Raw genomic sequence first — 26,044 nt, 5'->3', positions numbered from 1 at the left:
TCGCGAGCAAGCCCGCTCCCACAGGGAATCGCGTTCGCCCTTATTTCCTGCGCAAACGCATCAACTCCGGTAAGCCGATCTTGAGCAACCGCGCCGTCCGGCTCTTCGCCAGTTCCTCGATGCCCTCATGCTCGGTCAGGCGCGCCATCTGCGCCGCCATGTTCATCACCAGCGCTTCGCGGGAGTAAACCCCGCCACCGAGCTGGTAGGCCGCCGCAATCAACTCCCGCAACTCCAGCGGCAGACGCCAGCGCGTGCGCAGGGCCGAACCATAGGCCGCGCCAAATTCAACCAGCGCTTCGCCCACTTCCTCCTGCTCGTCCAGTTCGCCACCGGCCTGTTTCCATTCCTGCAAACAGCGCAGCAGCGCCAGATCGCCGAGACGATGCAACATGCCAGCGCAATAGCAGCGCTCCTGATCCAGATCGAGCAAGCGCGCCAGGGTTCGCGCGTATTCGGCGGTGTGCAGCGACAGATCCCAGTAACGCTCGGCATAGTCGGCCAATTGTGGATCGCTGAGCCGGGCACTGCGCTTGAGCGCCAGGCCGAGAATCAGGTTCATGCTCTGCCCGGTGCCCAGGCGATGTAGCGCCTGGGACAGGGTTTGCACAGCGGCGCCGTGGTGCTGGGCCGCGCTGTTGGCTGCGGCGATCAGCACGGCCGTGACCTGCGGATCGGTGCGGATTTCGCCTTCCAGCACCGTCAGATCGAGGCCATTGGGATTAAGGCTGCGCTTGACCGCCACTTGCACGTCGGTCATCAGCGGCGCGCCGTCGGCCAATTCCCGGCGACGCTCCAGAAACACCGACAACGTCATGCCCGGTGCCAGCGACGGCACTTCGCACGCGACTTCTTCGCCAGCGTTCAGCAGCAACCCCTGCAATCGATGGGTCAGGCTTTGCATATTCAGGGGCTTGGTCAGGTACGCGGCCGGCGCCAGCGGCAAGGCCTCGCGCACGCTGGCACTGTCGTTGCGACTGCTCATCAGAATGAACGGCATGGGCGGATTGCGTTTGCGCTGACGGATGTTGCGCAGGACATTCAGGCCATCGACGCCCGGCAACTCCCAGTCGGCGATCACCAGGTCATAGGGTTTGGCCGCCAGCAACTCCAAGGCTTGCTGACCATCGGCGCACAAATCCAGCCGCGCATCGCAGCGTACGCTCAACAACACTTCCTTGAGCAAATCCCGGGACCAGGGGTCGGCCTCGGCGATCAGGACTCTTGGAACCGCGGGTAAAATGACAGTTGTCATACAGCTCTCCCTGGCAATGCGGAAACCTTAGCCAATGCTGGCCATTCGATACAGCGCTAATGCGCGGGATGTGTTTCCAGGGGCATGAAAAAACCCGCCGAAGCGGGTTTTTTGTGGATCAGGTCACACTGCGGATCAGAGCTCGGAGAAGCACTCTTCGATGATCGCCAGGCCTTTGTCCAGTTGCTCGTCCGGCGAGGTCAGCGGTACCAGGACGCGCAGAACGTTGCCGTAGGTGCCGCAGGACAGCAGGATCAGACCCTTGTCGCGAGCCTTGGCCACAACGGACGCCACGGCTGCGGCGTTCGGCTTGTGGCTGTCGCCGTTTTCGAACAGCTCGACCGCGATCATCGCGCCCAGGGCACGGACTTCACCGATCACCGGGTACTTGGCCTGGATGGCCTTCAGGCCGGTTACCAGACGCTCGCCAACAGCCTTGCAACGATCCAGCAGATGCTCTTCTTCGAACACTTCCATCACGGCCAGGGCCGCGGCGCAAGCGATTGGGCTACCGGCGTAGGTGCCGCCCAGGCCGCCTGGAGCGATGGCGTCCATGTATTCGGCCTTGCCGCACACACCGGCCAGCGGGAAGCCGCCAGCGATGGATTTGGCGAAAGTGGTCAGGTCGGCAGCAACGCCCATCTGTTCCATGGCGAAGAAAGTACCGGTACGGCCAGCGCCAGTCTGTACTTCGTCAGCGATCAGCAGGATGCCGTGCTGGTCGCACAGGGCACGCAGACGCTTCATGAACTCTTTCGGAGCGACGTAGAAACCGCCTTCGCCCTGAACCGGCTCGATGATGATCGCGGCGATGTCTTTCGGCTCGGCGTCGTTCTTGAAGATGCGTTCGATGGAAGCGATCGAGTCGTCGATGCTCACACCGTGCAGTTCGTTCGGGTACAGCGCGCGGAAGATGCCGCCTGGCATCAGGCCCATGCCGGCCGAGTAAGGCACGACTTTACCGGTCAGGCCCAGGGTCATCATGGTGCGACCGTGGTAAGCGCCGGTGAACGCGATCACGCCGGCACGGCCAGTGGCGGCACGGGCGATCTTGATCGAGTTTTCCACGGCTTCGGAGCCGGTGGTCACCAGCAGGGTTTTCTTGTCGAAATCACCTGGGACCTTGGCGTTGATTTTTTCGCACACTTCCACGTACGGCTCGTAGGCCAGAACCTGGAAACAGGTGTGGGTCAGCTTGTTCAGCTGCTCGGTCACGGCGGCGATGACTTTCGGATGCAGGTGGCCGGTGTTCAGTACGGCGATACCGCCGGCGAAGTCGATGAATTCACGACCTTCAACGTCGGTTACGGTCGCGTTCTTCGCGGAATCGGCGAAGATCGGGTGAATCTGGCCAACACCACGTGGAACAGCAGCGGTACGGCGGGCCATCAAAGAAGCGTTAGTCTTGCTCATACATTCCTCATTCACCGCTCATCGGGCGGCGTGGCTCAAGGATAAAGCGACGGGGAGCAACGGCGGCAGCATGCGATGATCGACTGCCACAGCGTTCCCGGCCACCGAGAAAATTCCGGTTTGAAGCGGCGCAAAGGGACAGCGCTCTCGTGCCCTTTGCGCTTGAAGCAATGCCGTGCCGGGCTTAGATGCCCAGGCAGAGGTATTTGATTTCCAGGTAATCTTCGATGCCGTACTTGGAGCCTTCACGACCCAGGCCCGAGGCCTTGATGCCGCCGAACGGCGCGACTTCGTTGGAGATCAACCCGGTGTTGACGCCGACCATGCCGTATTCCAGGGCTTCCGCCACACGGAACACACGGCCCAGGTCACGAGCATAGAAGTACGAGGCCAGACCGAACTCGGTGTCGTTGGACATCGCGATCACGTCGGCTTCGTCTTTGAAGCGGAACAGTGGAGCCAGTGGGCCGAAGGTTTCTTCCTTGGCCACGGCAGCGTTATTCGGCACGTTGGTCAGAATGGTCGGCTCGAAGAAGTTACCTTCCATCGACTTGCCGCCGGACAGCACGGTGGCGCCCTTGGAAACGGCGTCGGCAATGTGCTCTTGCACCTTGGCCACGGCTTTTTCGTCGATCAGCGGGCCAGTGGTGGTGCCGACTTCCAGACCGTTACCGATCTTGAGCTTGGCCACAGCAGCCTTGAGCTTCTCGGCGAACGCGTCATAGACCGAATCCTGAATGTACAGGCGGTTGGCGCAGACGCAGGTCTGACCGTTGTTGCGATATTTGGAAATGATCGCGCCTTCGACGGCCTTATCCAGGTCCGCGTCGTCGAACACGATGAACGGCGCGTTGCCGCCCAGTTCCAGGGACACTTTCTTGATGTCCTTGGCGCATTCCGACATCAGTTGACGACCGATTTCGGTCGAACCGGTGAAGGACAGCTTGCGCACGATCGGGTTGCTGGTCAGCTCGCTGCCGATGTCGCCGGCGCTGCCGGAAACCACGCTGAACACACCAGCCGGGATGCCGGCACGCTGGGCCAGTTCGGCCAGGGCGAAGGCGGAAAACGGAGTTTGCGAAGCAGGCTTGAGCACCATGGTGCAACCGGCGGCCAGGGCCGGGCCGGCTTTACGGGTGATCATTGCAGCCGGGAAGTTCCACGGGGTGATTGCAGCGGTCACGCCGATTGGCTGCTTGATCACGATCAGGCGCTTGTCTGGCTGGTGGCCCGGAATCACGTCACCGTAGATGCGCTTGGCTTCTTCGGCGAACCATTCGATGAAGGAAGCGGCGTAAACGATTTCGCCCTTGGCTTCGGCCAATGGCTTGCCTTGCTCCAGGGTCATCAGGCGAGCCAGGTCTTCCTGGTTCTCGATGATCAGCTCGAACCAGCGACGCAGTTTGGTCGCACGTTCTTTGGCGGTCAGTGCACGCCAGGCCGGCAGCGCTTTGTCAGCAGCTTCGATCGCACGGCGGGTTTCGGCAGCGCCCATTTTCGGCACGGTGCCCAGAATTTCGCCCGTTGCCGGGTTGTTGACCTTGATCGTCTGACCATTGTCCGCATCAACCCACGCGCCATCGATGAAGGCTTGCTGGCGGAACAACTGGGTGTCTTTAAGCTGCATGTCGGCTTTCCTTAACAGCACCGCAATGAATGCGGAGCAAATTATGATTGTAGAAAGGCGCCTCGATAGGCTGCCGTCAGGGAAATCATTCACCGGGCTGAAGCACATAAATAGCGCACTGATTCAAATCGTGCGGTTCAGCACCCAGACAAGAGCGTTTGAAATCTCAAACGAATCCTAGGATCAAAGGGGGTAAAGGACAATAGCCTGTTCGAAAAAAAGAACGAAAACGACGCTTTTGCCTATTTTTTCTGATCAACGTAGCAAACGCGCGTTACAGCTTTAAAAAAACGCAGGCGATTCAGCAGCATGGACGCCTGCAGTGCATATGAGTATCATGGCGCCCGCTGCACCAGTAGCTCAGCTGGATAGAGTACTGCCCTCCGAAGGCAGGGGTCGTGGGTTCGAATCCCGCCTGGTGCACCATACGTTGTAGCGAGAAAGCCTCAGGCCTTATGGGTCTGGGGCTTTTTTGTGTGGGTGTGGTTTTCAGAAAATTCACGCCCCCGTTCAGCAGTTGCTGCTGCGAGCTTTGAAACTGCCACTCGAAATTTGCGCAAAACGACGCGCTACCCGGCTACTACCTAAAGCACCTAATCCACATCCTCTCCAAAGTTTCCTTGGCCTTACCTTCTTGAGTTTGATTAGAATGATGGCACATTGCCTCAAATCACAATGGATTGTCCCTTTCGGGATTTCTTACGCTCATAGAGATATTAGAAATGATGATGTTAAAACGCTGCCTGGTGCTTTCGATTGCTGCCGTTCTTGCTGGCTGCCAAACAAGCGGTGAGGAGTATCAAGCAGATGTGTTCGACGCCAGTCAGGTAAACACTCAGCAGGAAGCTAAAACCGTCAAAATCCTTACGATTTCGCCGAGCAAGATTAAAGTCAGCAACGAAAAGAACAAAAAAGCAGCCATGATGGCAGGCGGGGTACTGGGTCTGATCGGTGGTGCCGCACTGGGCAACACTAAAAACACTGACACGGCCATTGTCGGCGGTGTAGCCGGTGGCGCTGCAGGTGCCATGGCGGGCTCGTTGGTCAATGACACCACCCTGGTACCGGGCGTGCTGATTGGTTATTCCGAAAGCGGCAAGATCTACACTTCTACCCAGGTGGGTCGCCCTTGTGAGTTCAAGGTTGGCGAAATTTCCCTGATGGTGATGACGATCTCCAACGAAACACGCATTCAGCCGAATGCGACCTGTCCAGAACCCAAGAAAAGCTAAGGGGTCGGACATGAAACATATAGTTCTGGGCTCCGTCCTCGCACTGCTCACCATGCCGACATTGGCAGGCCAATTCGACAATCTGTATCAAATCGAACAGCAAACCAAACAGGCTGAAGCAGCCGCTGAGGCCGAACGCCTCCGTCAGGCGGCAGCCGACCGGGCACGCGAGGAAGCTCGTAGCGCTGCTGATCGTCGGCAACGGGCAGTGGCACAGCAAGCAGCGCAACAAAGGGCCCTTGAGCAGCGCAAGACACAAGAACTTGAACATAAGCGTGTTCAAACCCGTGAAGAAGGTTTCGAAGACGAGTTGCGCGCACTGGAGCTGGAAGAGCGCCGCCTGGCACTACAGGCCAAGCGCGCGCGCACCGCACGCGCCAACGACTACATCGATGCGGAGTTGCGTGATAGCGCGGCACGCACCGACGTGATCCAGTCTGAAGCCGACTCGGCACGCAATGTGACCTCAGGCGCCAAGTCTCTGCTGGAAGACTCCGGCAAGGCTGAAGTCAACCGCTCCAGCCGCTTGTTCGGCGAGTAATCTTCCTATCGATCTTCCCCGGACCCTGGTCCGGGGCATCCGTTATCAGAGATGAATTCATATGCTGCGTTTATGTACGCTGATTGCCGCGGGACTACTGCTGAGCGCCTGCTCCAAAGAAGACCCCAAAGCCCAGGTTCCAGCTGTCGACCTGCACGGACGCCTGGTGGTGGATCAGGAGATGACCACCAGTCGTCAAGCCCAAGGCATCAATGGTGAATATTTCAAGCGCGTCCTCACCGTTAATGACCAAGAGATGATCTTTGCCGATTTCATCAAGCAATTTTGCTCTGACGCCAACACCCGCGACGAAACCTGCCTGAAAGCCTTTCGCATCAAGAAAATCGATGATGTCAGCGGCGCAACCAAATTTCTCCCCAATGGGCTCTGACGCTAGTAAGTACGGCTGACACAGCACATCAGGGCTTTTGCCTGGCCCCACAAAAAAAACCGCCGAAGCGGTTTTTTTTTCATTCTGTAGTCCAGTCGAACTCGTCGTACTCATCATCGTCCTCGTCGTCCTCGAAAAACTCCTCTTCAAGGTCGTCGTCTTCAACAACGTCTTCTTCCGGCTGGTTCAGCAGAAAATCCTTGCGACTCTCGGTAATCGCTCGCCGCAGTTCCTCGCCCTTTTGTGGGCAGTTGAGCATTTGGGCGATGCGGTCGATTTTATTTGCCACGGCATCCTCCAACGCATCGGCTATAGCCTGATAGTGCGCGCTTTCGGGGGTGGATGCCAAATCCCCGGAATGCCGCGCACTTCAGTTTTCTGCAAATCCGCGGGGGCGATCAGCCTTCAGCGGTGATAGCGCCGCACTACGCTGCTGTTTTTCAGGACGTGGCCTTTGATTTTTTCCAGCAGCTGCGCACGGGTCAGGCCGGCAGGCAAGGCGTCCGGGGCCAGGTCCAGGGCGTAGATCTGGATGATGTAGTGGTGCGCGCTGTCGCCAACGGGCGGGCAAGGACCGATGTAGCCGGTGGTTGTCTTGCTGTTGGTACCGCCGACGCCCTCGAGGCCGGGTTTGCTCCCGGCACCAGCCGGGATCTGGTGGGTGCCGGCCTTGATGCCGTAATGCACCCACTGATCGATGCCCTGGCCCTTCTGGCCGTCTGGGTCGTGCATGACGATGGCGTAGCTTTGGGTCGCTTCCGGGCCGGCGCTCCAGTTCAATGCCGGGGAAATGTTATGCCCGCCACAACCCGCGGAATCGCTCGCAGCGGCCGACGTGAACAGACGGTCATCGGAGACGCCGGGAATGTTCAGGGTGAAGCGCTCCTGGGCCTGCGCCGGGAACTGCACGCAAAGGGCGACTGCCAAGGCCGCGAGCCAAGGGTTCTTTGAGGTCAATCGGGGCATACCGGAGCACCTTGTGCGTGTTGGGCCGTCGTCGGCGTGCAAACTATAGCCGGACCGTTCACGCCGTGGCAGGGGCAATTGGCTGAACCTCGCGATAAGTACCAGACTCATAAGTGAAACGTCTGTCTGGAGAGCGATCATGACTCTGCATCGCGTTGCGCGTGTCGCCAATGTGCCCGAAGACCGGGGTCTGGAAGTGCAGGTCCAGGACAGCAAGATTCTGCTGTTGCGGGCCGGTGAACAACTGCGCGCTTATCAGGCCGAATGCCCGCACGCCGGAGCCCCGCTGGCTGACGGTGCGGTATGCAACGGGCGCCTGACCTGTCCGTGGCACAAGGCGCAGTTTCGGATCGAGGATGGCGGGCTGTGTGAACCGCCAGCCCTGGACAGCCTCAAGCGCTATCCCCTTGAAGTCCGTGACGGCGACATCTGGGTCGGCGACCAGCCGATGCCGGGTGCCCACCCGCCACCGGCCGACGACCCACGAACCTTCATCATTGTCGGCGCTGGCGCGGCAGGCACGGCGGCGGCAGCGTGTTTGCGCGAGAAAGGTTTCGGCGGCCGGTTACTGTTGATCGACCGCGAAGCCGATGCCGGATACGACCGCACCGCGCTGAGCAAATACGTGATCGCCGGGGAGATGCCGCTGGACGAAGTCCCGCCGCTGCGCGACGAGGATTTTTACCGCGAGCAGCGGATCGAGCGCCTGCGAGGCGAAGTGGCAAGCCTGGATGCGCCAAACCGGACGCTGCGGCTGACTGACGGCCAATCACTGACATACGACGCCGCGTTGCTGGCCACCGGCGGCGTACCCAATCCGCTGACGCTGCCCGGCGCCGACCTGCCGCAAGTGTTCGTCTTGCGCTCCAAAGCCCATGCGCAACAGATTCTCGACAGCGCCAGCGCCGGCCAGCGGGTGGTGATCATCGGTGACAGTTTCATTGCCATGGAGTCCGCCTCGTCCCTGCGCCAGCTTGGCCTGCACGTGACCGTGCTGGCCCGCCATGAAGTGCCGTTTGCCAAACAGTTCGGCGACACGGTCGGCAAGGCCATTCGCGCACGACATGAAGCCCATGGCGTCGTGTTTCATACCCAGGGCAATGCGGTACAGATCGAAGGGACGGACAAGGTCGAAGCCGTGCGCCTGGACAACGGCCAACGCTTGGCGGCCAATCTGGTGCTGGTCGGCATTGGCGTCACGCCAGCCACTGCGGCCTTTACCGGCTTGCCGAAGGAGCAGGACCATTCGCTGCGTGTCGATGGCGCAATGCGCGTGGCCGACGGCCTCTGGGCGGCTGGCGATATCGCAACGTTCCCGCTGAACAACCAACACCTGCGCATCGAACACTGGCGACTGGCCCAACAGCAGGCGCGGATCGCCGCGGCCAACATGCTGGACGGTGACGAGCATTACCTCGACGTGCCGTTTTTCTGGACCTGGCATTTCGGTAAAACCTACGACTACCTCGGGCACGCCGAGGCCTGGGACGAAGTCGAGTTCAAGGGCGACCCTTACGATCCGCCTTTCATAGGCCTGTACGGAAAAAACGGTGTGGTGTCGGCGGCGGTAGCCTGCGAGATGGACCGGACAATGGCGATGCTCGCCGAGCGGATGAAACAACCGCTGCCATGGGAAGAGGCATGGCGCCTGATCCGTGACGTCCCCTAGGGGGCGGACAGCAAAACGCCCGACGCCTGCGCGATGCAGAGGCCGGGCGTTGCAGAGTTAACAGCCGCCGTTACTCGGTGGCACCAGCATCTGCGAACTTGCTCATCACAAAACTGGCAAACTCTTCGACGGTCATTTTCTGGCCGTTGAAGTCCACCTGATTGTTGGCGTAACGCAAGTTGGTGACGATGTTATTGCCGTCCAGTTTTGCCAGCTGGCTGCCGACCGCCATGCTGCTGAACATGTCAGCGGTGGCGGTGGCCTGGTCGGCAATCAGCTTGGCGTCGGTCTGACCGTCGATTTGCGATTGCACGGTGAGCACATCGACCAGCATCGGTTTGGACACTTGCAGTTTGAAGTCCAGCAGCGCGATCAGCTGTCTGACCAACTGATCGGTCGGCAGATCGATGGCCTGTGGCTTGGTCAGGTCGAGCACCATGTTGGCGCGGCTCTCACCGTTGGCGGTGTTGAACGACAGGTTTTCCAGGGCCACCTGCGGACCGGCCGCCAGCAGTTTTTCCAGGCTGGACTTGAGCAGTGCTTCTTCGGCTTCGGTCAGTTTCAGCTCTGGCGCCGGCAGGCCGGCCGCCGCTGCTTCGGCCGCCGCCCTTTCATACGGCTGCAGTTTGCTCTGGTAAACCTGCATCAATGACAGGGTGGCCGGAATGTCGAGGTTCTTCAGGCTCATGGCCAGCGCCCCGGAACCGATGGTCTTGCCGTTCAGGGACACGTCGCCGACCTTGTAGTCGGCACGCCCGGAGACGTTGCTGCCCTTTTCTTCAGTCAGGTTTTTCATTTCGAATTTCTTGAAGTCCAGCACCGACTGCTTGACGCCGAAAGTCGATTTGCCACTGGCCAGTTCAACAACGTTCTCGCCAGTGTAGAAACCGTAGGTACTTTTTGTCAGGTTGCTGGCCAGGGTCAGGCCGTTCAATTCAACCTGCACCGGTGCCTGATCCTCGGACACGGTGGTCACCTTCAGACTGTCCATGTAGCCGTTGGCCTTGACCTTCTGCGCCTTGGCGCTGGCGTCGACGTCCATGCTCAGGCCGGAGAACTTCAAGCTCGACTTGTCATCCAGGGCCATTTCCAGCGGCTGCAACTCGAGGGTGCCATTGGTAGAGTTGTCATAACCGATGTTGACCACGCCGGTCAGCGGGGATTTGTCCTTGGCGGCGGCAAACCACTTCTCGGTGGACGGGGTCTTTTCCAGCTCGTAGTGACTGGTCGCCAGGACCGGCAGCCACTTCAGCGACATCAGGCGCGAGAACGGCAACGGGCCGTGTTCGATGTGATCGACAAACAGCAACTCGACCGGCGCTTCGCCGAACATTTCGCCTTCGCCCTTGAGGCGGTAGTGCGCGGTGCTGCTGAATACATGACGCTCCAGCGACACCAGTTCCAGCGACGCTGTGCCGTTGGAACCGACCATCGCCGCCTGCAATTCCTTGTTGGTATCGGCAATCGAGGTGTTCAACACACCTTCGATTTTGGTGCCGGTGAACCAGGCTCCGCCTGCGCTGATGGCACCGATTGCGACAACAATTCCCAGTAGCACGCCTGCTGATTTATTCATGTATGCCCCGTTCATGTCCGTTGTAGAAAGTAAGGTCGTCTTCCCTGAACCCATGACGGGTTGCGGCTCGACTGTGCTGAAAGTGAATTGCAGATTAGCACCGGGTGCGACGAACGGCTCAATGATTAAAGGTGAAAGAGTGTCTTGGGGGGGTGTTCGCTGGGCTGGGGATTCTTTGCGCCTATACAATCGCCTTCGTCGGAACGCCGCCCGGAGCAAGCCCGCTCCCACATTGGAATGCGTATTCCTGTGGGAGCGGGCTTGCTCGCGAAGGCGTCAGCCTTGCCAACATAGAATCAGGAATATTGGACCTCGATCTCATCCAGTTGATGATCAAAACTTTTGAGCCGCGCAGTCCAGGTGTACACCAGCACTTCGAAGTCGCGGTTGATCACCGCCCCGCCCGTCACTTCCTCGCGCGGGTCGCAGAAGTCCAGTTGATAGCGTTCGCGGGCCATGGCCGTGGCGACATCGGCCAGTTCCCGGGCATTGCTGAGCCAGTGCCGACCGTCGTCAGCCACTTGCCGGTCCAGCGCCAGGCATTGTTTTTTCAGGGTCTCGAGGCTTTTTTCCAGCGGCGTACCGGTCAATTCGCCCATGACTTCCTGAAAGGTGCGCCCCGGTTGCCAGTAACTGCCCCAGAAATAGCGGTCGAACACCGTTTCGACACGACGCAGCGCCACCTTGGTGTCCCAGATCAGGACCAGGGTTTTGCCTTGTTCGAGTTGTCTTTTCTTGATGCGTTGGTTCTGGACCGAGGCCCAAGCCACCACCGCAATGGACATCACGGCAATCAGCGCGGCGGCACTGTCGAGGAACACCAGAGCCTTGTCGATCTGGTGGGCCAGCATGATGCCGTAGAAATAGGTGGCCGACAGCAGCACCAACGCCACGATGGCGCACCAGAAGCCGAGAGCGTAAGGGTTTTTCATTATTGGTTTCCCCCTGACCTGCGCGAGCCTTGTGCGAAGAAAGGACGCTTTGCACGAGGCGCCCCTCCAACACTTCAAAGCATAGCAACGGCCTCAGGGTTTGCCGGAGTTCGACGCTTGCGTTCGTCCGCTTTCCCAGCCGCCGCCCAAGGCGAGGAACAAATCGATCTGACTGGCGGCAACCTGGGTGTTCGCAGCCGCCAGTTGTGCCGTGACGTCGATGTAGGTGCGGGTAGCTTGCAAGTCGGCCAGGAACGAGGCGCGGCCGGCCTGGAAGAAGCGATGGGTCTGGTCGGCCGCCAGTTTTGCCGATTGCTCGGCATCGGCCAGTGCGTCGCGGCGCTGCAGCAATGCCGTGTACTGGGCCAGGCCAGTCTGGGTCTCGCGAATGGCGTTGAGTACCACCCCATCGAAATGCGCCAGGGTCGCCTGGGTCACCGCTTCGGCTTCGCGGATGCGCGCCCGGGCGCCGTTGGTCGGCACGTTCCAGGTCAGCGACGGGCCGAAGCCCCAGCGGTTGGTGGACGGATCGCCGAGATCGTCGAGGATACCGACGGTACCGATGGTCGCGCCGATGCTGATGTTCGGGTACAGCTCGCCCGTGGCGACGCCAATACCGGCCGTCGCGGCCGCCAGTCGCCGCTCGGCCTGCCGTACATCGGGACGACGCTTGAGCAATGCGGCACCATCGCCCACCGGAATCAATTGCGCGATTTTTGGCAGCTCGTCGCAGGTGGCGGTGCCGGCCGGCAGTTGGTCCACCGGCTTGGCCTGCAACATCGACAAGCGATACAGCCCGGCCTGACGAGCGGCTTCATAGCGCGGCATGTCGGCGCGCAGGGATTTGAATTGGGTTTGCGAACGGGTGACCTGGGTTTCGTCACCACGTCCGGCATCGCGCAAGCGCTGGATCAGCGTGGTGCTCTGGGCTTGCAGATCGAGGGAATGCTGGGCGATTTCCCGCTCTTCATTGGCCGCACACACTTGGGTGTAGGCGCGAACCACGTCGGCCACCACGGTGATGCGTGCAGTATCGGCGGCGGCCTGCGTCGCATCGGCATTGGCCTTGGCCGCTTCGATACCGCGTTGCAAGGTGCCGAACAGGTCGAACTGGTACGACGCGCTGATGCCGATATCGCCGATGTTGGCCACCGGCACTTTTTCCGGCAGCAGGAAGGCCTGGCCGGACTCCTGCAAGCGCTGGGCGCCCATCTGCACGCCGCCGCTCCAGCCACCCGCCGCTTCGGCCTCATCAACCTGCGCACGAGACCGCGACAGACTGGCCGCCGCCACGCGCAAATCGGTGTTGGAAGCCATGGCCTGTTGCACCAACTGGTCGAGTCGCGGGTCCTTGTACAGGCGCCACCAATCGGCCGGCACCGGCGCGGACACCACGGTTTTACCGTCGACCGCCAGATCACCCTGGAAGTCTTGACGATGGACGGCCGCTTCTTCGGGCAAGTGGTAATCCGGCCCGACCATCTGACACGCCGACAGCAGCAAGCCTAACCCGGCGACCGCCAAACCCGAGGCCTTGCTCATTGCGCCGGCTCCCGCTTCTGATCGTCGATGATCGATACCGTGGCGGTGCGCCCGGCGATCATGCGGAAATCTTCCGGCACGTCATCGAAGGCAATCCGCACCGGAATCCGCTGGGCCAGCCGCACCCAGCTGAAGGCCGGGTTGACGTTGGGCAGCAGGTTGTTGCCGCTGGTGCGGTCGCGGTCTTCGATACCGGCGACGATGCTCTCCACGTGCCCGCGCAGGCGCGCATTGTCGCCGATCACCCGGATGTCGACGCTTTGCCCGATATGGATGCCGTTCAGTTTGGTTTCTTCGAAATAGCCATCGATATGGAACGAGTTGCTGTCGACCACCGACAACACCGGACGCCCGGCGCTGACGAATTCCTGGGCCCGTGGCGCGCGGTCGTTGACGTAGCCGTCCACCGGGCTGCGGATCACCGAGCGGTCGAGGTTGAGCTGCGCGCTGTCCACCGCCACCTGGGCTTCCATCAAGGCCACTTGGGCGCGGGCCACTTTAGACTGGCTTTCTTCCAGTTGCTCACCCGGTACCAGGTTGCCCAGACCCTTGTTCCGCTTGGCCTCGCGCTGGGCCTGGGCCAGGGTTTCTTCGCGGTCGGCGACGGCCGCTTTCGCCTGGCGCAGCGCCAGCCTGAAGCGGTCTGGATCGATGCTGAACAGCACCTGGCCGCGCTTGACCAACTGGTTGTCGCGCACCTCCACTTGCTGGATCAGCCCGGAGACATCCGGCGCGATTTGCACGATATCGGCACGGATGTGCCCGTCGCGGGTCCAGGGCGCGAACATGTAATACATCACCATGCGCCAGACCACGACAACGGCGAAGCTCACGATCAGCAGGGTCAACACCACGCGACCGAGGGTTAGAAACGGTTTTTTCATGTCATCAGGTATCGACTGAGTGAGTCCACGGCGCCAAGCAGCAAGGCGTAGAGGGCCACGTTGAACAATGCCCGGTGCCAGACCAGACGGTAAAAGTGCAGGCGCGTCAGCACCCCATGCACCAACAGGTACAACACATAGGTAATGCCCATCAGCACCAGCAGCGTGGGCAGGAACACCCCGCTCAGATCCAGGTCACCGATCATAAAGGTGCTCCATCAATGCCATGGGGAAGCGGTTCTTCGGGCTCGGCGGAACCGACGAATTCGACGCCGGGCAACAGTGCCAGGCGCAGGCCGCTCAGGGCGTGCAGCAGATGCCGACGGGTTTCATCATCGCCGGCACCGCTGAGCGCGCGACGCGTGCGGTCGAGGGTCATCAGCAACGGGCTCGGTGCCTGCAAGCGTTCACCGGCCTTGAGGCAGGCCTTGAAGTACTCGCCCACCTCGGACACCACCTGGCGCAGTAGGACCTGCGGTACACCAAGGACCCGCGGCGTATAAGCGAGCAGGTCCAACAGATTCAGCGCCACTCGCACTTCCCGCAACGCCACGCCGGAGTCCTGGCCGGTCATGGCCAGGCGCGGCAGATGCTGCATCAGCCGATCGAGCATCCGTATGCCCAGAAGCCGATGCTCAGACAACGTCGCCGGCTCGGAGAGGCTGAAGATGTCACGCCAGCTGAAACGGGTCAGGCGCTTGGCCGCCAGCTCGGCACCGAACGGCCGGGCAATCAGGGTCCAGATGAACGCGAACAGCAACCCCATGGGACCAGCCAGGTTGGAGTTGGCGAAACTGAGGAAGTCCGCGTCGTAAGCGCCCTGAATGCTGATGAAGGACGAGGTGTTGACCAGGGTCAGCAGCATGCCCAGGTAAAACTGCGGCTTGACCGTCAGGGTGCCGACGCAAATGAACGGCACGGCAAACGCCAGCACCAGCATCGGAAAGTCATGCAGGTTGGGCAACACCAGAAACAGATAAAGGCTGGCGAACACCACCGACATCGCTGTCCAGAAAAAGAACCGGTAAATCTGCGGCGCCGGGTCGTCCATCGAGGCAAAGAAACTGCACGCCACCGCCGCCAGGATCACTGCGCTGCCGCCATCGGTCCAGCCGAGCAGAATCCACAGCACCGAAGCGACGATAATTGCGGTGACGGTGGACGCCGCGGAATAAAACATCAGGCCGCGATCCAGGAACGGGGATAGCCGTCCGAGCCGCCAGTGCCGATACACCGCGCGCCAGCTGTCCTGGCTTTCGCATTGGATGGCGTATTGCAGGCTGCGGCAGTCCTGCCACAAATCGATCCACTCGCCGAGACGGTAAATGGCGTTGGAGAACAGCAGTTGCTTGCGGTCGTCCAGCGCTTCGGGAGCCGGTTGCAGGGTCTCGTGTTGATCCTTCAGGGCTTGCCAGCGTTCGAGATCGGCATCCTTGTGCTCGAGCCATTCGGTGGTGGCAGCCAGCAAGGGTGCGAACTTGTCCACAAGCTCGGGGGTGCGCCGTTCCAGGGCATAAAGCGCGTCGTCGAGGGCATCGATCACTGGCAACAGGTGAATCATCCGTCCGCGCAATTCCTTGGTGTTGCGTACTGTCTGCGGACGCGAGCCTTCGTGGGGCAACTGGCCGATCATCAACTCCAGAGAGTTGAACGTGGCGACCATCGATGCCCGTAGCGCACTGACTTCTTCAGGCTGCACGTTGCGGCCCAGGAAGCGCAGGCTGTAGGTCGATGCATCGGTAAACCACTTGCTCACCGAATCATTGAACACCGGCGCCAGGCGCCGGGGCCAGAACATGGCACCGACCACCGCCGCCACGGCAATGCCGAGAAAGATTTCTTCGGTCCGCGCTTCGGCCACGTCCCACACCCCCAGCGGGTTGTTCACCACCGGCAGGGCGATCAACGGCAAGGTGTAACCGGCGAGCATCAGGGCGTAGTTGTTCGCGGTGCGCAAATGCAGGGACAGAAACAGCAGCGTCCCGGTCCACAGCGCAATCACCACCACCAGCATGTAAGGGCTCTGCACGAACATCGGCACGAACAGAACCGCCGCCGCAGCGCCGACAAAGGTGCCGACCGCCCGGTACAGCGCCTTGGAACTGGTAGGGCCGAGAAACGGACTGGAAACGATGTACACCGTGGCCATCGCCCAGTACGGACGCGGCATTTGCATGAGCAGGGCGATGTACAGCGCGATCATCGATGCGGCGAAGGTGCGGACTCCGTAGAACCAGTCCCGCGCCGGGGGCATGCCAGAGAAAAATCCGTTCAAGAGTTGGCCACCGATGGCGACGTGGCCGCTTCAAAAGCTCTCAGTACCCGCAGCGTAGCCTCCAGATCACTCTGGTCGATGCCTTCAAGGACTTCGTGGCGCAAGCGCACCAGTTCCACTTCGACCGCCTGCACCAGCTCCCGACCGGTTTCGGTCAGGCTCAGGCATTTGGCGCGGCGGTCCTGTGCATCTTCGGTGCGGCAGACGTAGCCGCCATGGCACAACTGATCGAGCAAGCGCACCAGCGACGGGCTCTCCATCCCTGCTGCCTGGGCCACCGTCACCTGGCGCACACCCTCGCCCAGACGCCCGATCATCAACAGCGGAACGGCGCAGGCTTCGGAGATTCCATAGTTGGCCAGCGTGGTCTGGCAGATTTTGCGCCAATGCCTGGCGGCCACCACCATGGCACTGCTGATGTTCATCTGGAGAACGTCGAGGTTATTCGGCACGAAGGAAAATACACACTGTTAGTTTGCTAACTATCAATATTGCATTGGAGGGGATTTTCCGTCAAGTTTTGAAACAAATACGTAACAGCGACCTGCCGAGAGCCATCAACGTTTCCTGGCACGCTCATACACTTCACTACGTTCGCGCTTTCCTACTGCAACGACAGAAACGACGACGCGCTCATCTATCACCTCGTAGACGAGTCGATATCCCGATGACTTCAACTTGATTTTGTAGCAGTCGGGCATGCCATGGAGTGAGTCGGAAGGGATTCGAGGCATTTCGAGCCGCTCTGCCAACTTCTTTTTGAATTGTTCACGCAACGTGTGCCCCAGCTTGTCCCATTCCTTGCGTGCAGACGGCAGAAATTCGAGCTTATAAGTCATCCAGCGTTACCGAAATCGGCGTTTCATGACGACGAGAACGCACAATTTCCGCCAACTCCAGATCATCCAGGCGTTCCATCATGGCTTCGAACACATCGGCAGGGACCATGTAACCCATGACGCGATTGTGATTGAGCACTGCGACGGGCCCTCCATGGGCGCCATTCAAAACGGCAGAGGGGTTTTTCTTTAGTTCAGACACGCTGACAGCCATATCAGCCAAAACACTTTGCATAATTAAGACCTCAAATAAGGTCTTAATTCTGGTCAGTTATTGTGATCAGAGCAACCTCGGTGGACCACCGCCTATCAGTTTTCTACAACCCCCCGCCCCTTCCTCAACAGTACATCCAGCTGATCCACCACCTCTGCCCAATCCGCGTCATCGAGTATCTCCTCACGCAGAAGCTCCGCCTGACTCGGGTTCCAGAAAAATGCATCCGCAAGGTGCAGCTCCGGTTTGAGCGGTGAATGGGTGGCGATGAATTTATCGATGCTTTCGGCGTCGTCCGGCAAGCCAAGTTGCTTGAACAGGGACGGAAGGCTGTGGGTCGGGTTTTCCATGACGAACTCCTGATGACCAATTTAGGGACCGCTGCGCGGTCACCCTCGGAACGCCGCCCGGAGCAAGCTCGCTCCCACAAGGATCTGTGTCGATCACAAAACCTGTGGGAGCGAGCCTGCCCGCGATGACGTCAGCATTGACGAAACAAAACTCAATGACTCAACTCCCGCACCTCGGCATGCGGCACCATTTTCAGAAACTCGGGCATGTCCATACGCACCAGGTTGACGTGGTTGCCGGCCTCCAGATAGATGTCTTTCTGCCGGGTCAGCAGCGGATCGATCACCACCTCCAACCCATAGGACTCACCCAGCGCCGGTACGGCACCGCGTTCGCAATCATCGAACAGGTGCGCCAGGTTGCTTTCGCGGGAAACCTGCCACTCACCGCTACTGCGGACTTTGCTCAGGTCCAGGTGACGGCTGGCGGGCAGCACGGCCATCAGGTAATGCCCATGGTGATCGTCGAGGATCACCGATTTGGCCACCCGTTCGGCAGGAATACCTGCGACCCGTGCCGTTTCGAGGCTGCTGGCCGAGTGTGGGTGGCTGACGATGTCATATTCGCATTGAGCCTTTTCCAGGCTTCGCTGCACGGTTCTTGCCATACGCATGATGCACCTCGGTGTCCGCCATGACCGCCGGCGGACGATGGTTAAGTTTTGCTTGCGTAGTAAAAGTCTAGGCCCGTCAGCGCGATCCGGCGGGAAATCCGCCCATCGGATGTCGATGGTAGTTGAGCAAAATTCATACCGGCCAAGGCTCAACTAAACTGAATGCAGAGCCACTCCATGACTCTCCCGGAGGGTCAAGTGAACACGCGTTGTTGTGCAGTTGCGTTGCTGTTGGCGTTGAGCGGATTGGCCGGCGCCGCCGACACGGTTGTGGTGCTATTGCCCAACCCCGTCGGGATCTGGCTGATCACCTTTGGCATCGCGTTCCTGATCGCCGAGGCGGCCCTGCCCAATTACGGCGTGATCGGCCTGGGCGGCATCGTGATGTTCGTGATCGGCGCGGTGATCCTGACCAATACCGATGTGCCCGTGCCGTTGATGATAGGCCTGGGATTGGTCAGCGCGCTGTTGCTGACCTACCTGGTGTTTCACGCCCTGAAGACCCGACCACGCCACACCGTCAGCGGTGATGCCGGGCTGGTCGGCAGCGAAACGCCGGTCACTTCAGTACAGCTCGGCAACGCCTATGGCGGCTGGGTTCATCTGCAAGGAGAACGATGGCAAGTGCTCAGCGCGACGCCGCTGCAACCCGGGCAACAGGTGCGGGTGGTGGGGCGCAAGGGCTTGCTGCTGCAAGTGGCCGCGGCTGACGCGGCGCCGGGTGGAGAATAGTCATGGGTTTGCAATTGGGTCTTGTCGCGCTGCTACTGTTGATCATCGCACTGGCGGGGTCGACGTTCCGCATCCTGCGCGAATACGAGCGCGGCGTGGTGTTCCAGCTCGGGCGCTTCTGGCAGGTCAAGGGCCCTGGCCTGATCCTGCTGATTCCGGTGGTCCAGCAAATGGTCAGGGTCGATTTGCGCACCGTGGTGCTGGACGTGCCGCCGCAAGACGTGATCACCCGCGACAACGTGTCGGTCAAGGTCAACGCGGTGCTGTATTTCCGCGTACTCGATCCGCAGAAGGCAATCATCCAGGTCGAGGATTTCCTGGCCGCCACCAGCCAATTGGCGCAAACCACGCTACGGGCGGTGCTGGGTAAACACGAACTGGACGAACTGCTGGCCGAACGCGAACGCTTGAACCTGGACATCCAGCAAGTACTCGACGCCCAGACCGACGCCTGGGGCATCAAGGTTGCCAACGTCGAGATCAAACACGTGGACCTCAACGAGTCGATGATCCGCGCCATCGCCAAGCAGGCCGAAGCCGAACGGGAACGGCGAGCCAAGGTGATCCACGCCGAAGGCGAATTGCAGGCCTCGGAAAAACTCATGCAGGCCGCCGAAATGCTTGGCCGCCAACCGGGGGCCATGCAGTTGCGCTACATGCAGACCCTGAGTTCGATTGCCGGCGACAAGAGCTCGACCATCGTCTTTCCGCTGCCGATCGAGTTGCTCAAGGGCATGGCGGACTTGTCGTCGAAATCCTGAAGGTTGCGATGACGCCACTCATTGCCCGGTATTGCCGGACAGGTACAACCCATAGTCATCCGACCGGCTCGAAGTACGCCGTCTCTGCCACGGGATACACCGACTGCCATCCGCCACCCAACGCCTTGTACAACCCGACGGCCGCCAGCGACACGCCGGTCGAGCTCTCGACCCACTGCTCCTGCGTGGCCAGCAACGCCCCTTGCACGGTGAGTACGGTGACGAAATCCACCACGCCCTCGACGTACTGCTGTTGCGCGGTGTCCAGCGCAATGCGGTTCTGGCGCACGGCTTCGGCCAGGCTGTCGCGGCGTAACTGGCTGGCGTTGTAGGCGGTCAGTTGATCATCGATTTCATGCCAGGCGCGCAGCACGGTTTGCTGATAGGCGATAGCGGCTTCCTGTTGTTGCGCTTCACGCAACTCGAGCACGCCACGCAAGCGGCCTCCGTCGAACAGCGGCAAGCTGAATTGCGGGCCGATGCCGAACGAACGCGAACCCCAGGAGCCGAAATCGCTCAGTTGCATGGCCTGGGAGCCGATGTTCCCCGACAGGGTGATTCGCGGATAGAAATCGCCCTTGGCCACGCCGATGCTGGCAGTGGCGGCATGCAGCCGTGCTTCGGCCTGGCGAATGTCCGGCCGACGTGCAGCCAGTTGCGAGGGCAAGCCAATGGCGACCTGACGCGGCGTTTGTGGCACCGGTGCGTCTGTGGATAACTCCGCCGCCAATGCCTGGGGCGGTTCGCCCATCAACAGGCTCAAGGCGTTGATCAGTTGCCACTGGCGCTGCTCCAGTGCGGGCAGGCGTGATTCGATGGCCGCCACTTGTGCGGCGGCTTCGGCGACATCCAGATCCGTCGCGACGCCGTCGGCCAGGCGCAACTGCGAGAGCTCCAGGCTATGGCGGGCGACTTCGAGATTCTGCTCGGTGACGAGCCGGGTGTTCTGCACACCGCGCAGCTGAATGTAGTCCTGGGCGGTTTCGGCCAACACCGACAGCAGCACACCGCGTCGGTCGTTCTCGGCGACTTCCAGATTGGCGTCGGCCGCTTCGGTTTCCCGCCGCACGCGCCCCCAGAAATCCAGCTCCCAGGACGCGGAAAAGCCGGCATCCCACAGGTTGAAGGCAGATTGGCCGTTGTGTCCTGACGGGTCGTTCAGGCCTTCACCACTGTTGCGGTTGCGTCCGTAACGGCCGCTGGCAGCCGTGTTGGGGTAGCGCTCGGCGGTGATGACCAGACGCACTGCACGACTTTGCTGCAAGCGGCTGCTGGCCAGCTTCAGGTCGAGGTTGTCGGTCAGGGCGCGTTGGCTCAGGGCCGAGAGCTTCGGGTCGTGGAACACCTCCCACCAGCGCTCGGCCATCGTTTCGGCGACGGCCTGGCTGGCGGCGGCCCTTGATGGTTTCGACCATTCGGTGATTTCGGTGGCTTCGGGTGTCTGGAAGTCCGGACCGACGGTGCAGGCTGACAGGCTCAGCACAAGCAAGGCAGAAAAAGTCAGGCGAGGCTGATGGCCTCTTCGCGAGCAAGCCCGCTCCCACATTGAAACGCATTCCCCTGTGGGAGCGGCGGTGCGGCGATCCGACTTGCTCGCGAAGGCGTCAGCGCGACCAACGAAAATCTTCATCGCTGAACAACCTCTTTCACCTTGGCGGTGGCCGTATCAATACTCGCCTCCACCGACATCCCCACCCGCAAGCGCTCGGCCAGCGACTGCCCCGGCTCCAGCACGATCTTCACCGGTATCCGCTGCACCACTTTGGTGAAGTTGCCGGTGGCGTTGTCCGGCTTGACCGCGGCGAACGTCACCCCGGTGGCCGGTGCAATGCTTTCGACACGACCGTTCAATGCCGCACCACCCAGGCTGTCGACGCGCACTTGCACAGCCTGCCCAGGCTGTACATCCGTCAGTTGGGTCTCCTGGAAATTGGCCATCACGTAAGCCTGCGCCAGCGGCACCACGGCGAGGATTTTGCTGCCCGGGGTGACGTAGGCGCCGACCCGCACCGCGCGTTCGCCGACCATGCCGTCCTGTGGCGCGACGATCCGCGTATAGGACAACTCGTAGCTGGCCATTTCCAGCTGCGCTTGCGCCCGTTTCAGCCCCCCTTCGGCTGCGTCGCGCTGGGCCGTGAGGATCTCCACCTGCTTGCGTTCCGCCGCCAGCACCGCCGTGGCATTGGCCAGCCGTGCGGATGCCTGGTCGATGCGCGTTTGCGCCTGTTGCGCATTTTGCACCGTGCCGGCGCCCACCCCGGCGAGGTGGTTGTAGCGGTTCAATTCATGCTCGGCAAAGGCCATTTCCGCCTTGGCCGAAACCACCGAGGATTGCGCCTGGGCAATCACCGACGCCTGGCGCTCGAGGGTCGCCCGGGCGTTTTGCAGTTGCGCCCTGGCGACCAGCGTTTCGGCATCGGCGGCCTCGGCGGCGGCGCGTAGATCGCGGTCATCGATCAGCGCCAGCAACTGCCCGGCCTTGACCTGCTGGTTGTCCTCGACCAGCACTTGCTTGATAAACCCGGCAACCCGCGGCACGACCAGGGTGAAATCCGCCGAGACATAAGCATCGTTGGTGTTCTGCTGGGTACGCTTGCCGAACAGGCCGGGCATCGCCAGGTACAGCAACACGCCGACGGCCAATGCGGTGGCCACGGCAACCGCGACTTTCTGCTTTGCGTGAGTGTTCATAAAAACCTTCTGTATCAGTGGAGCATTCAGGTCGGTGCGCGCGGCGGAAAGATCCGTGTCGGCAGCCAGAAAATCAGCAGGATCAAGGTCACGGCGATACCGGCCATGCACAGGTAAAGATCAGAGGAAGTGAGCACCACCGCTTGCTCATGCAGTCGATGAGCAAGGCTTGCGCTGTCGCGCTCGGCCAGCGGCGAGTTGCCGAGGCGATCGACCAGCATGGTCGAGTGAAAATGCAGACATGCCGTGGTCAGCGCCTCGATCACCCCGGTGGCGATGACCGCCGACAGGCCTTTGACGGTGTTGAACCAGGCCGATGCGAACGGCCCATCCATCGGGTTGATGCTGCCGGTGGACAGCATCAGCAGCGGCAACACCGCCATGGGCTGACCGAAAATCTGCAGCCATTGCAGCACATAGAAATCATCGCGAATCCACGCGGACGTCAGCTGCGAGCCGCCGACGCACGACAGCGCCAGCATGCTCAGGCCGATGCCCAACACCCAGCGGCAATCGACCCAGCGAAAGTTGCACAGCGCCGCCACCAACGGCAGCGCAATCAATTGCGGCAGCGCCGCCAGCAGCATGATCGGCGCGGTCTGCACCGGGCGATAACCCTGGACCTGCGCCAGGTAGCTGGACGGAATAATGATCACCGCCTGCAATACCACCAGCACGCCCGCCAGGGTCAGCAGGGCGAAAGACAGATTGCGGATGCCGAGCATCTGCATCTTGAAAAACGGCATCGGCTGCGACCACTCGCCGCTCAAAAACAGCACCAGCAACAACAACCCGCCCCCGAGCAATCCGCAGATCAGGTTCGACTCGAACCAGTCCAGGCGATTGCCCTGCAGGATGCCGATCACCAGCATGCAGATCGCGGGAAAGCCCAACAGCACACCGCGCCAGTTGAAGGACTTGAAGCGCTCCAGACGCAGGGGGTCCCGGGGTAAGCCATACGCCACCGCGACCATGGCAATCAGGCACGGCGCGATGATTTGCCAGAAGGTCCATTGCCAGCCGACATACTCGGTCCACAACCCGGCCAATGGAGTGCCCAGGCCTGGGCCGAACGTCGCCGTCAGGGCATAACCGGCCAGGCCATACAACTTCACATTGGCGGGCAAAAACCGCAGGGCCACGGTCATCAGCATGGGTGGCAATGCACCGCCCGCCAGGCCTTGTAAGGTGCGCAAAAACAACAGGCTTTCGTAATTCGGGGCGAAGGGACACAACACACCCAGCAGGGTGAACAGGCTGATGGCCCACAGGGTGAAACGCCGCAACGAGAACGTCACTGCACACCATGGCGCGAACGCCATGGCCGCCACGGAAGTCGCGGTGTAACAGGCGACCAGCCAGGTGCCCTCGTCGTAGCCGATGGCCAATGCACCGCGGATGTCGGCCAGGGCGACTTTGGTCACCATCTCGTTCAGGCCCGACACCAGCACCGCCAGCAATACGCCCACCAGCCCGATGATGATCCGCGGGCCGAAAACCTGTGGTGAAGCTGTCGGGCCGGTCGCGGCGACAGGTGCCGGGGCCGTGAGGGAAGTCATGTACAGCGCGCTCCGGAGTGGAAATACCGAAGCATTTTAGGAAGCGTGATGCCTGACGAAAATCAACTTATCGACAGGTTATAAGTGCGCTAGACGCAACAATACAAAACCCTGTGGGAGCGACCTCAGTCCGGTTGCGCAGCCAACCATGTCTCATCGCAGCAGGCTTTCAGCGTTTCACGTAGCCAGCGGTGGGCCGGATCCTTGTCGAAGCGTGGGTGCCAGGCCTGGGTCAACATCAAGGTTGGCAACGGGATGGGCAGGTCGAACGAGCGCAGCTTCAGGCCGAGCCGTCGCACACTCAGCAAGGCTTCCTTGGGCACCGGCAGAATCAGGTCGGAATCGGGCAAGGCAAACATCGCCGCATGAAAGCTTGGCGCGATCACCGCCACCCGTCGCTCCAGTCCCAGGGCATTGAGCGCGGTATCGATCGGACCTCGGGCAATGCCACGCCGGGACATGCTGATATGGGAATATCCCGCATAGCGCTCTGCCGTGATCTCATCGTCCAACAGCGGATGATCCTCGCGCACCAGGCCAACGAAGTGGGTGGAAAACAGGTTCTGAATCTTCACTTCCGGGGTCAACGGCCGGGTGTTGCTGATGCTCAGATCGATCCGCCCTTCGCGCAACGCCTCATCATCGCCATCGCCTTCCGGGACGAAACGCAATTCGCAGTGCGGCGCCTGCCGGTCAAGGGTGTCGAACAGCTTGCCGCCGTAGACGCCGACAAAGAAGTCGTTGGCCCGAATACTGAACCGCCGCCGCAGCGAACTCAGCTCCACCACATCAGCCGAACGAAACAACAACCCGGCCTGCTCCACCACACTGCGCACCTGCTCGCGCAATGCTAGCGCCTTGGGGGTCGGCACCAGGCCACGACCGGCGCGCACCAGGATCGGATCGCCAATGGCTTCGCGGATGCGCGTCAACGTCCGGCTCATGGCCGCCGGGCTCAGGTTCATCCGCCGCGCCGCGCCCACCACACTGCCCTCGTCGAGCAAGGCGTCGAGGGCGACCAACAGGTTCATGTCTGGCAATTGCATTGCGAGCACTCGTGTCTGATCAGGGTTGACTCAGACGCAATGCTAGCAAACATCACCGCACCATCCCCCACCGTTTCACCGTCACCCGCTCCAAAGAATCAAACACCAGATTCTCCACCAGCAACCCAATGAGAATCACCACCGCCAACCCGGCAAACACCTTGTCCGTGTACAGCTCATTGCGATTCTGAAAAATGTACCACCCCAGCCCGCCCTTCCCACTGGTCGCACCAAACACCAGCTCAGCAGCAATCAACGTCCGCCAGGCAAACGCCCAGCCGATTTTCAGCCCGGCGAGGATTGACGGCAGTGCCGCCGGAATCAGGATGAACAGCACGAAACGCATGCCCTTGAGGCCGTAGTTGCGCCCGGCCATGCGCAGGGTTTCCGAGACGCCGAGGAAGCCAGCATAGGTGTTCAATGCCAGCGCCCAGAGCACCGAATGCACCAGCACGAAAATCAGGCTGTTCTGGCCTAATCCAAACCACAGCAGCGCCAGCGGTAGCAGTGCGATGGCCGGCAAGGGGTTGAACATCGAGGTCAGGGTACTGAGCAGATCGCGACCGAATTGCGTCGACACTGCCAGCGTGGTCAGGGCAAAAGCCAGGACAATGCCGATCAGATAGCCCTTGAGCAACACCACCAGGGAAATCCACACCTTGCCCAGCAATTCACCGCTGAGCAGGCCGTCGTACAACGCGTGAGCGGTCTGCAAAAAGCTCGGCAGCAGCAGGTCGTTGTTCTGATAGCGCGCAACGGCTTCCCACAGCACTGAGAGCAAAATCAGGATCAGGCTTTTACGCAACCAGCCCTGTTGCCACAGACGTTGGCCGAGGGGCAATTCCCGCTCCAGCGGCACACTGGTCAGTGGCTGCAAAACCGTTTCGAACTCTTCACGCGGGGATGATAAATGGCTCATCGGGCCCTCCTCTCAA

27 protein-coding genes and 1 tRNA gene are annotated in these 26,044 nt (G+C 60.8%); 7 read left to right on the top strand and 21 right to left on the bottom strand.

What is annotated here, in order from left to right; all coding sequences use genetic code 11:
* Positions 1-40: 40 nt before the first annotated feature.
* The 3 genes from AC3IT6_RS00790 to gabD form a co-directional block, all read right to left on the bottom strand.
* Positions 41-1,255: an HDOD domain-containing protein gene (locus AC3IT6_RS00790; RefSeq protein WP_489353976.1), complete on the bottom strand. Its 1,215-nt coding sequence runs from the start codon at positions 1,253-1,255 to the stop codon at positions 41-43.
* Between the two features lie 135 nt (positions 1,256-1,390).
* Positions 1,391-2,668, bottom strand: a complete 1,278-nt coding sequence (gabT, locus tag AC3IT6_RS00785; protein ID WP_108219752.1) for a 4-aminobutyrate--2-oxoglutarate transaminase — start codon at positions 2,666-2,668, stop codon at positions 1,391-1,393.
* 184 nt (positions 2,669-2,852) lie between these two features.
* A complete protein-coding gene (gene gabD, locus AC3IT6_RS00780) occupies positions 2,853-4,295 on the bottom strand; it encodes an NADP-dependent succinate-semialdehyde dehydrogenase (RefSeq protein WP_489353975.1) in 1,443 nt (480 codons plus the stop codon).
* Positions 4,296-4,644: 349 nt separating this feature from the next.
* On the opposite strand from gabD, the gene AC3IT6_RS00775 reads away from it, so the two are divergent.
* The 4 genes from AC3IT6_RS00775 to AC3IT6_RS00760 all read left to right on the top strand — a co-directional run bounded on the left by AC3IT6_RS00775 (position 4,645) and on the right by AC3IT6_RS00760 (position 6,459).
* Positions 4,645-4,721 (top strand) — tRNA-Arg (locus AC3IT6_RS00775).
* 296 nt (positions 4,722-5,017) lie between these two features.
* Positions 5,018-5,527: a hypothetical protein gene (locus tag AC3IT6_RS00770; protein WP_110660875.1), complete on the top strand. Its 510-nt coding sequence runs from the start codon at positions 5,018-5,020 to the stop codon at positions 5,525-5,527.
* 10 nt (positions 5,528-5,537) lie between these two features.
* Entirely contained in the window at positions 5,538-6,068 is a 531-nt protein-coding gene (locus AC3IT6_RS00765) for a DUF5384 family protein (RefSeq protein WP_489353974.1), read from the top strand.
* A gap of 61 nt (positions 6,069-6,129) precedes the next feature.
* Entirely contained in the window at positions 6,130-6,459 is a 330-nt protein-coding gene (locus AC3IT6_RS00760) for a hypothetical protein (RefSeq protein WP_489353973.1), read from the top strand.
* Positions 6,460-6,538: 79 nt separating this feature from the next.
* Here the strand turns inward: AC3IT6_RS00760 and AC3IT6_RS00755 are convergent, their stop codons facing one another.
* Together AC3IT6_RS00755 and AC3IT6_RS00750 are read right to left on the bottom strand one after the other, a co-directional pair.
* Positions 6,539-6,808 carry a hypothetical protein gene (locus tag AC3IT6_RS00755; RefSeq protein WP_489353972.1) on the bottom strand — a complete coding sequence of 90 codons (270 nt, stop codon included), beginning with the start codon at positions 6,806-6,808 and terminating at the stop codon, positions 6,539-6,541.
* A 56-nt stretch (positions 6,809-6,864) separates the two neighbouring features.
* On the bottom strand, positions 6,865-7,425 hold the full coding sequence (locus tag AC3IT6_RS00750) for a YbhB/YbcL family Raf kinase inhibitor-like protein (RefSeq protein ID WP_489353971.1): 561 nt from the start codon (positions 7,423-7,425) through the stop codon (positions 6,865-6,867).
* Between the two features lie 139 nt (positions 7,426-7,564).
* On the opposite strand from AC3IT6_RS00750, the gene AC3IT6_RS00745 reads away from it, so the two are divergent.
* Entirely contained in the window at positions 7,565-9,094 is a 1,530-nt protein-coding gene (locus AC3IT6_RS00745) for an FAD-dependent oxidoreductase (protein WP_489353970.1), read from the top strand.
* Between the two features lie 70 nt (positions 9,095-9,164).
* Here the strand turns inward: AC3IT6_RS00745 and AC3IT6_RS00740 are convergent, their stop codons facing one another.
* The 11 genes from AC3IT6_RS00740 to AC3IT6_RS00690 all read right to left on the bottom strand — a co-directional run bounded on the left by AC3IT6_RS00740 (position 9,165) and on the right by AC3IT6_RS00690 (position 18,320).
* Complete coding sequence (locus AC3IT6_RS00740) at positions 9,165-10,670, bottom strand: YdgA family protein (RefSeq protein ID WP_489353969.1); 1,506 nt, start codon at positions 10,668-10,670, stop codon at positions 9,165-9,167.
* A gap of 296 nt (positions 10,671-10,966) precedes the next feature.
* Positions 10,967-11,602, bottom strand: coding sequence for an NADH:ubiquinone oxidoreductase subunit N (locus AC3IT6_RS00735; RefSeq protein ID WP_150726399.1), 636 nt, complete (start codon positions 11,600-11,602; stop codon positions 10,967-10,969).
* A 93-nt stretch (positions 11,603-11,695) separates the two neighbouring features.
* The gene (locus AC3IT6_RS00730; protein WP_489353968.1) at positions 11,696-13,144 is read right to left on the bottom strand and encodes an efflux transporter outer membrane subunit; all 1,449 of its coding nucleotides are present in this window, start codon (positions 13,142-13,144) and stop codon (positions 11,696-11,698) included.
* Positions 13,141-14,028, bottom strand: coding sequence for an efflux RND transporter periplasmic adaptor subunit (locus tag AC3IT6_RS00725; protein ID WP_008049930.1), 888 nt, complete (start codon positions 14,026-14,028; stop codon positions 13,141-13,143). The genes AC3IT6_RS00730 and AC3IT6_RS00725 overlap by 4 nt, the downstream gene beginning before the upstream one ends.
* On the bottom strand, positions 14,025-14,234 hold the full coding sequence (locus tag AC3IT6_RS00720) for a DUF1656 domain-containing protein (RefSeq protein WP_007987399.1): 210 nt from the start codon (positions 14,232-14,234) through the stop codon (positions 14,025-14,027). Before AC3IT6_RS00720 ends, AC3IT6_RS00725 begins: the two co-directional genes overlap by 4 nt.
* Positions 14,231-16,303 carry an FUSC family protein gene (locus AC3IT6_RS00715; protein WP_489353967.1) on the bottom strand — a complete coding sequence of 691 codons (2,073 nt, stop codon included), beginning with the start codon at positions 16,301-16,303 and terminating at the stop codon, positions 14,231-14,233. Before AC3IT6_RS00715 ends, AC3IT6_RS00720 begins: the two co-directional genes overlap by 4 nt.
* A complete protein-coding gene (locus AC3IT6_RS00710; protein ID WP_489353966.1) occupies positions 16,300-16,728 on the bottom strand; it encodes a MarR family winged helix-turn-helix transcriptional regulator in 429 nt (142 codons plus the stop codon). Before AC3IT6_RS00710 ends, AC3IT6_RS00715 begins: the two co-directional genes overlap by 4 nt.
* A gap of 132 nt (positions 16,729-16,860) precedes the next feature.
* Entirely contained in the window at positions 16,861-17,142 is a 282-nt protein-coding gene (locus AC3IT6_RS00705) for a type II toxin-antitoxin system RelE family toxin (protein WP_057399135.1), read from the bottom strand.
* On the bottom strand, positions 17,132-17,377 hold the full coding sequence (locus AC3IT6_RS00700; protein ID WP_150726393.1) for a type II toxin-antitoxin system prevent-host-death family antitoxin: 246 nt from the start codon (positions 17,375-17,377) through the stop codon (positions 17,132-17,134). The genes AC3IT6_RS00705 and AC3IT6_RS00700 overlap by 11 nt, the downstream gene beginning before the upstream one ends.
* 74 nt (positions 17,378-17,451) lie before the next feature.
* Positions 17,452-17,706, bottom strand: coding sequence for a DUF2789 domain-containing protein (locus AC3IT6_RS00695; protein WP_489317865.1), 255 nt, complete (start codon positions 17,704-17,706; stop codon positions 17,452-17,454).
* 152 nt (positions 17,707-17,858) lie between these two features.
* On the bottom strand, positions 17,859-18,320 hold the full coding sequence (locus AC3IT6_RS00690; protein ID WP_007975646.1) for an aminoacyl-tRNA deacylase: 462 nt from the start codon (positions 18,318-18,320) through the stop codon (positions 17,859-17,861).
* Between the two features lie 198 nt (positions 18,321-18,518).
* Here AC3IT6_RS00690 and AC3IT6_RS00685 point away from each other — a divergent pair, with 198 nt between their 5' ends.
* Together AC3IT6_RS00685 and AC3IT6_RS00680 are read left to right on the top strand one after the other, a co-directional pair.
* Complete coding sequence (locus AC3IT6_RS00685; RefSeq protein WP_489353965.1) at positions 18,519-19,052, top strand: NfeD family protein; 534 nt, start codon at positions 18,519-18,521, stop codon at positions 19,050-19,052.
* Positions 19,053-19,054: 2 nt separating this feature from the next.
* Entirely contained in the window at positions 19,055-19,813 is a 759-nt protein-coding gene (locus AC3IT6_RS00680; RefSeq protein WP_095945030.1) for a slipin family protein, read from the top strand.
* Between the two features lie 55 nt (positions 19,814-19,868).
* Here AC3IT6_RS00680 and AC3IT6_RS00675 read toward each other — a convergent pair whose 3' ends face one another.
* The 5 genes from AC3IT6_RS00675 to AC3IT6_RS00655 all read right to left on the bottom strand — a co-directional run bounded on the left by AC3IT6_RS00675 (position 19,869) and on the right by AC3IT6_RS00655 (position 26,028).
* Positions 19,869-21,443 carry an efflux transporter outer membrane subunit gene (locus AC3IT6_RS00675; protein ID WP_489353964.1) on the bottom strand — a complete coding sequence of 525 codons (1,575 nt, stop codon included), beginning with the start codon at positions 21,441-21,443 and terminating at the stop codon, positions 19,869-19,871.
* Positions 21,440-22,504 (bottom strand): HlyD family secretion protein, encoded by a 1,065-nt coding sequence (locus AC3IT6_RS00670; protein WP_489353963.1) that lies wholly within the window; start codon positions 22,502-22,504, stop codon positions 21,440-21,442. The genes AC3IT6_RS00675 and AC3IT6_RS00670 overlap by 4 nt, the downstream gene beginning before the upstream one ends.
* A gap of 26 nt (positions 22,505-22,530) precedes the next feature.
* Positions 22,531-24,063 (bottom strand): MFS transporter, encoded by a 1,533-nt coding sequence (locus AC3IT6_RS00665; protein ID WP_489353962.1) that lies wholly within the window; start codon positions 24,061-24,063, stop codon positions 22,531-22,533.
* Positions 24,064-24,188: 125 nt separating this feature from the next.
* Complete coding sequence (locus AC3IT6_RS00660; protein ID WP_489353961.1) at positions 24,189-25,109, bottom strand: LysR family transcriptional regulator; 921 nt, start codon at positions 25,107-25,109, stop codon at positions 24,189-24,191.
* Positions 25,110-25,161: 52 nt separating this feature from the next.
* Positions 25,162-26,028, bottom strand: a complete 867-nt coding sequence (locus tag AC3IT6_RS00655) for an ABC transporter permease (RefSeq protein WP_489353960.1) — start codon at positions 26,026-26,028, stop codon at positions 25,162-25,164.
* Between the last annotated feature and the right edge of the window lie 16 nt (positions 26,029-26,044).

It is taken from the genome of Pseudomonas sp. KH_017 (genome assembly GCF_057840285.1).
Note: the sequence above shows the minus strand (reverse complement) of the source record. Positions and strands in the feature narration are given on the sequence as shown.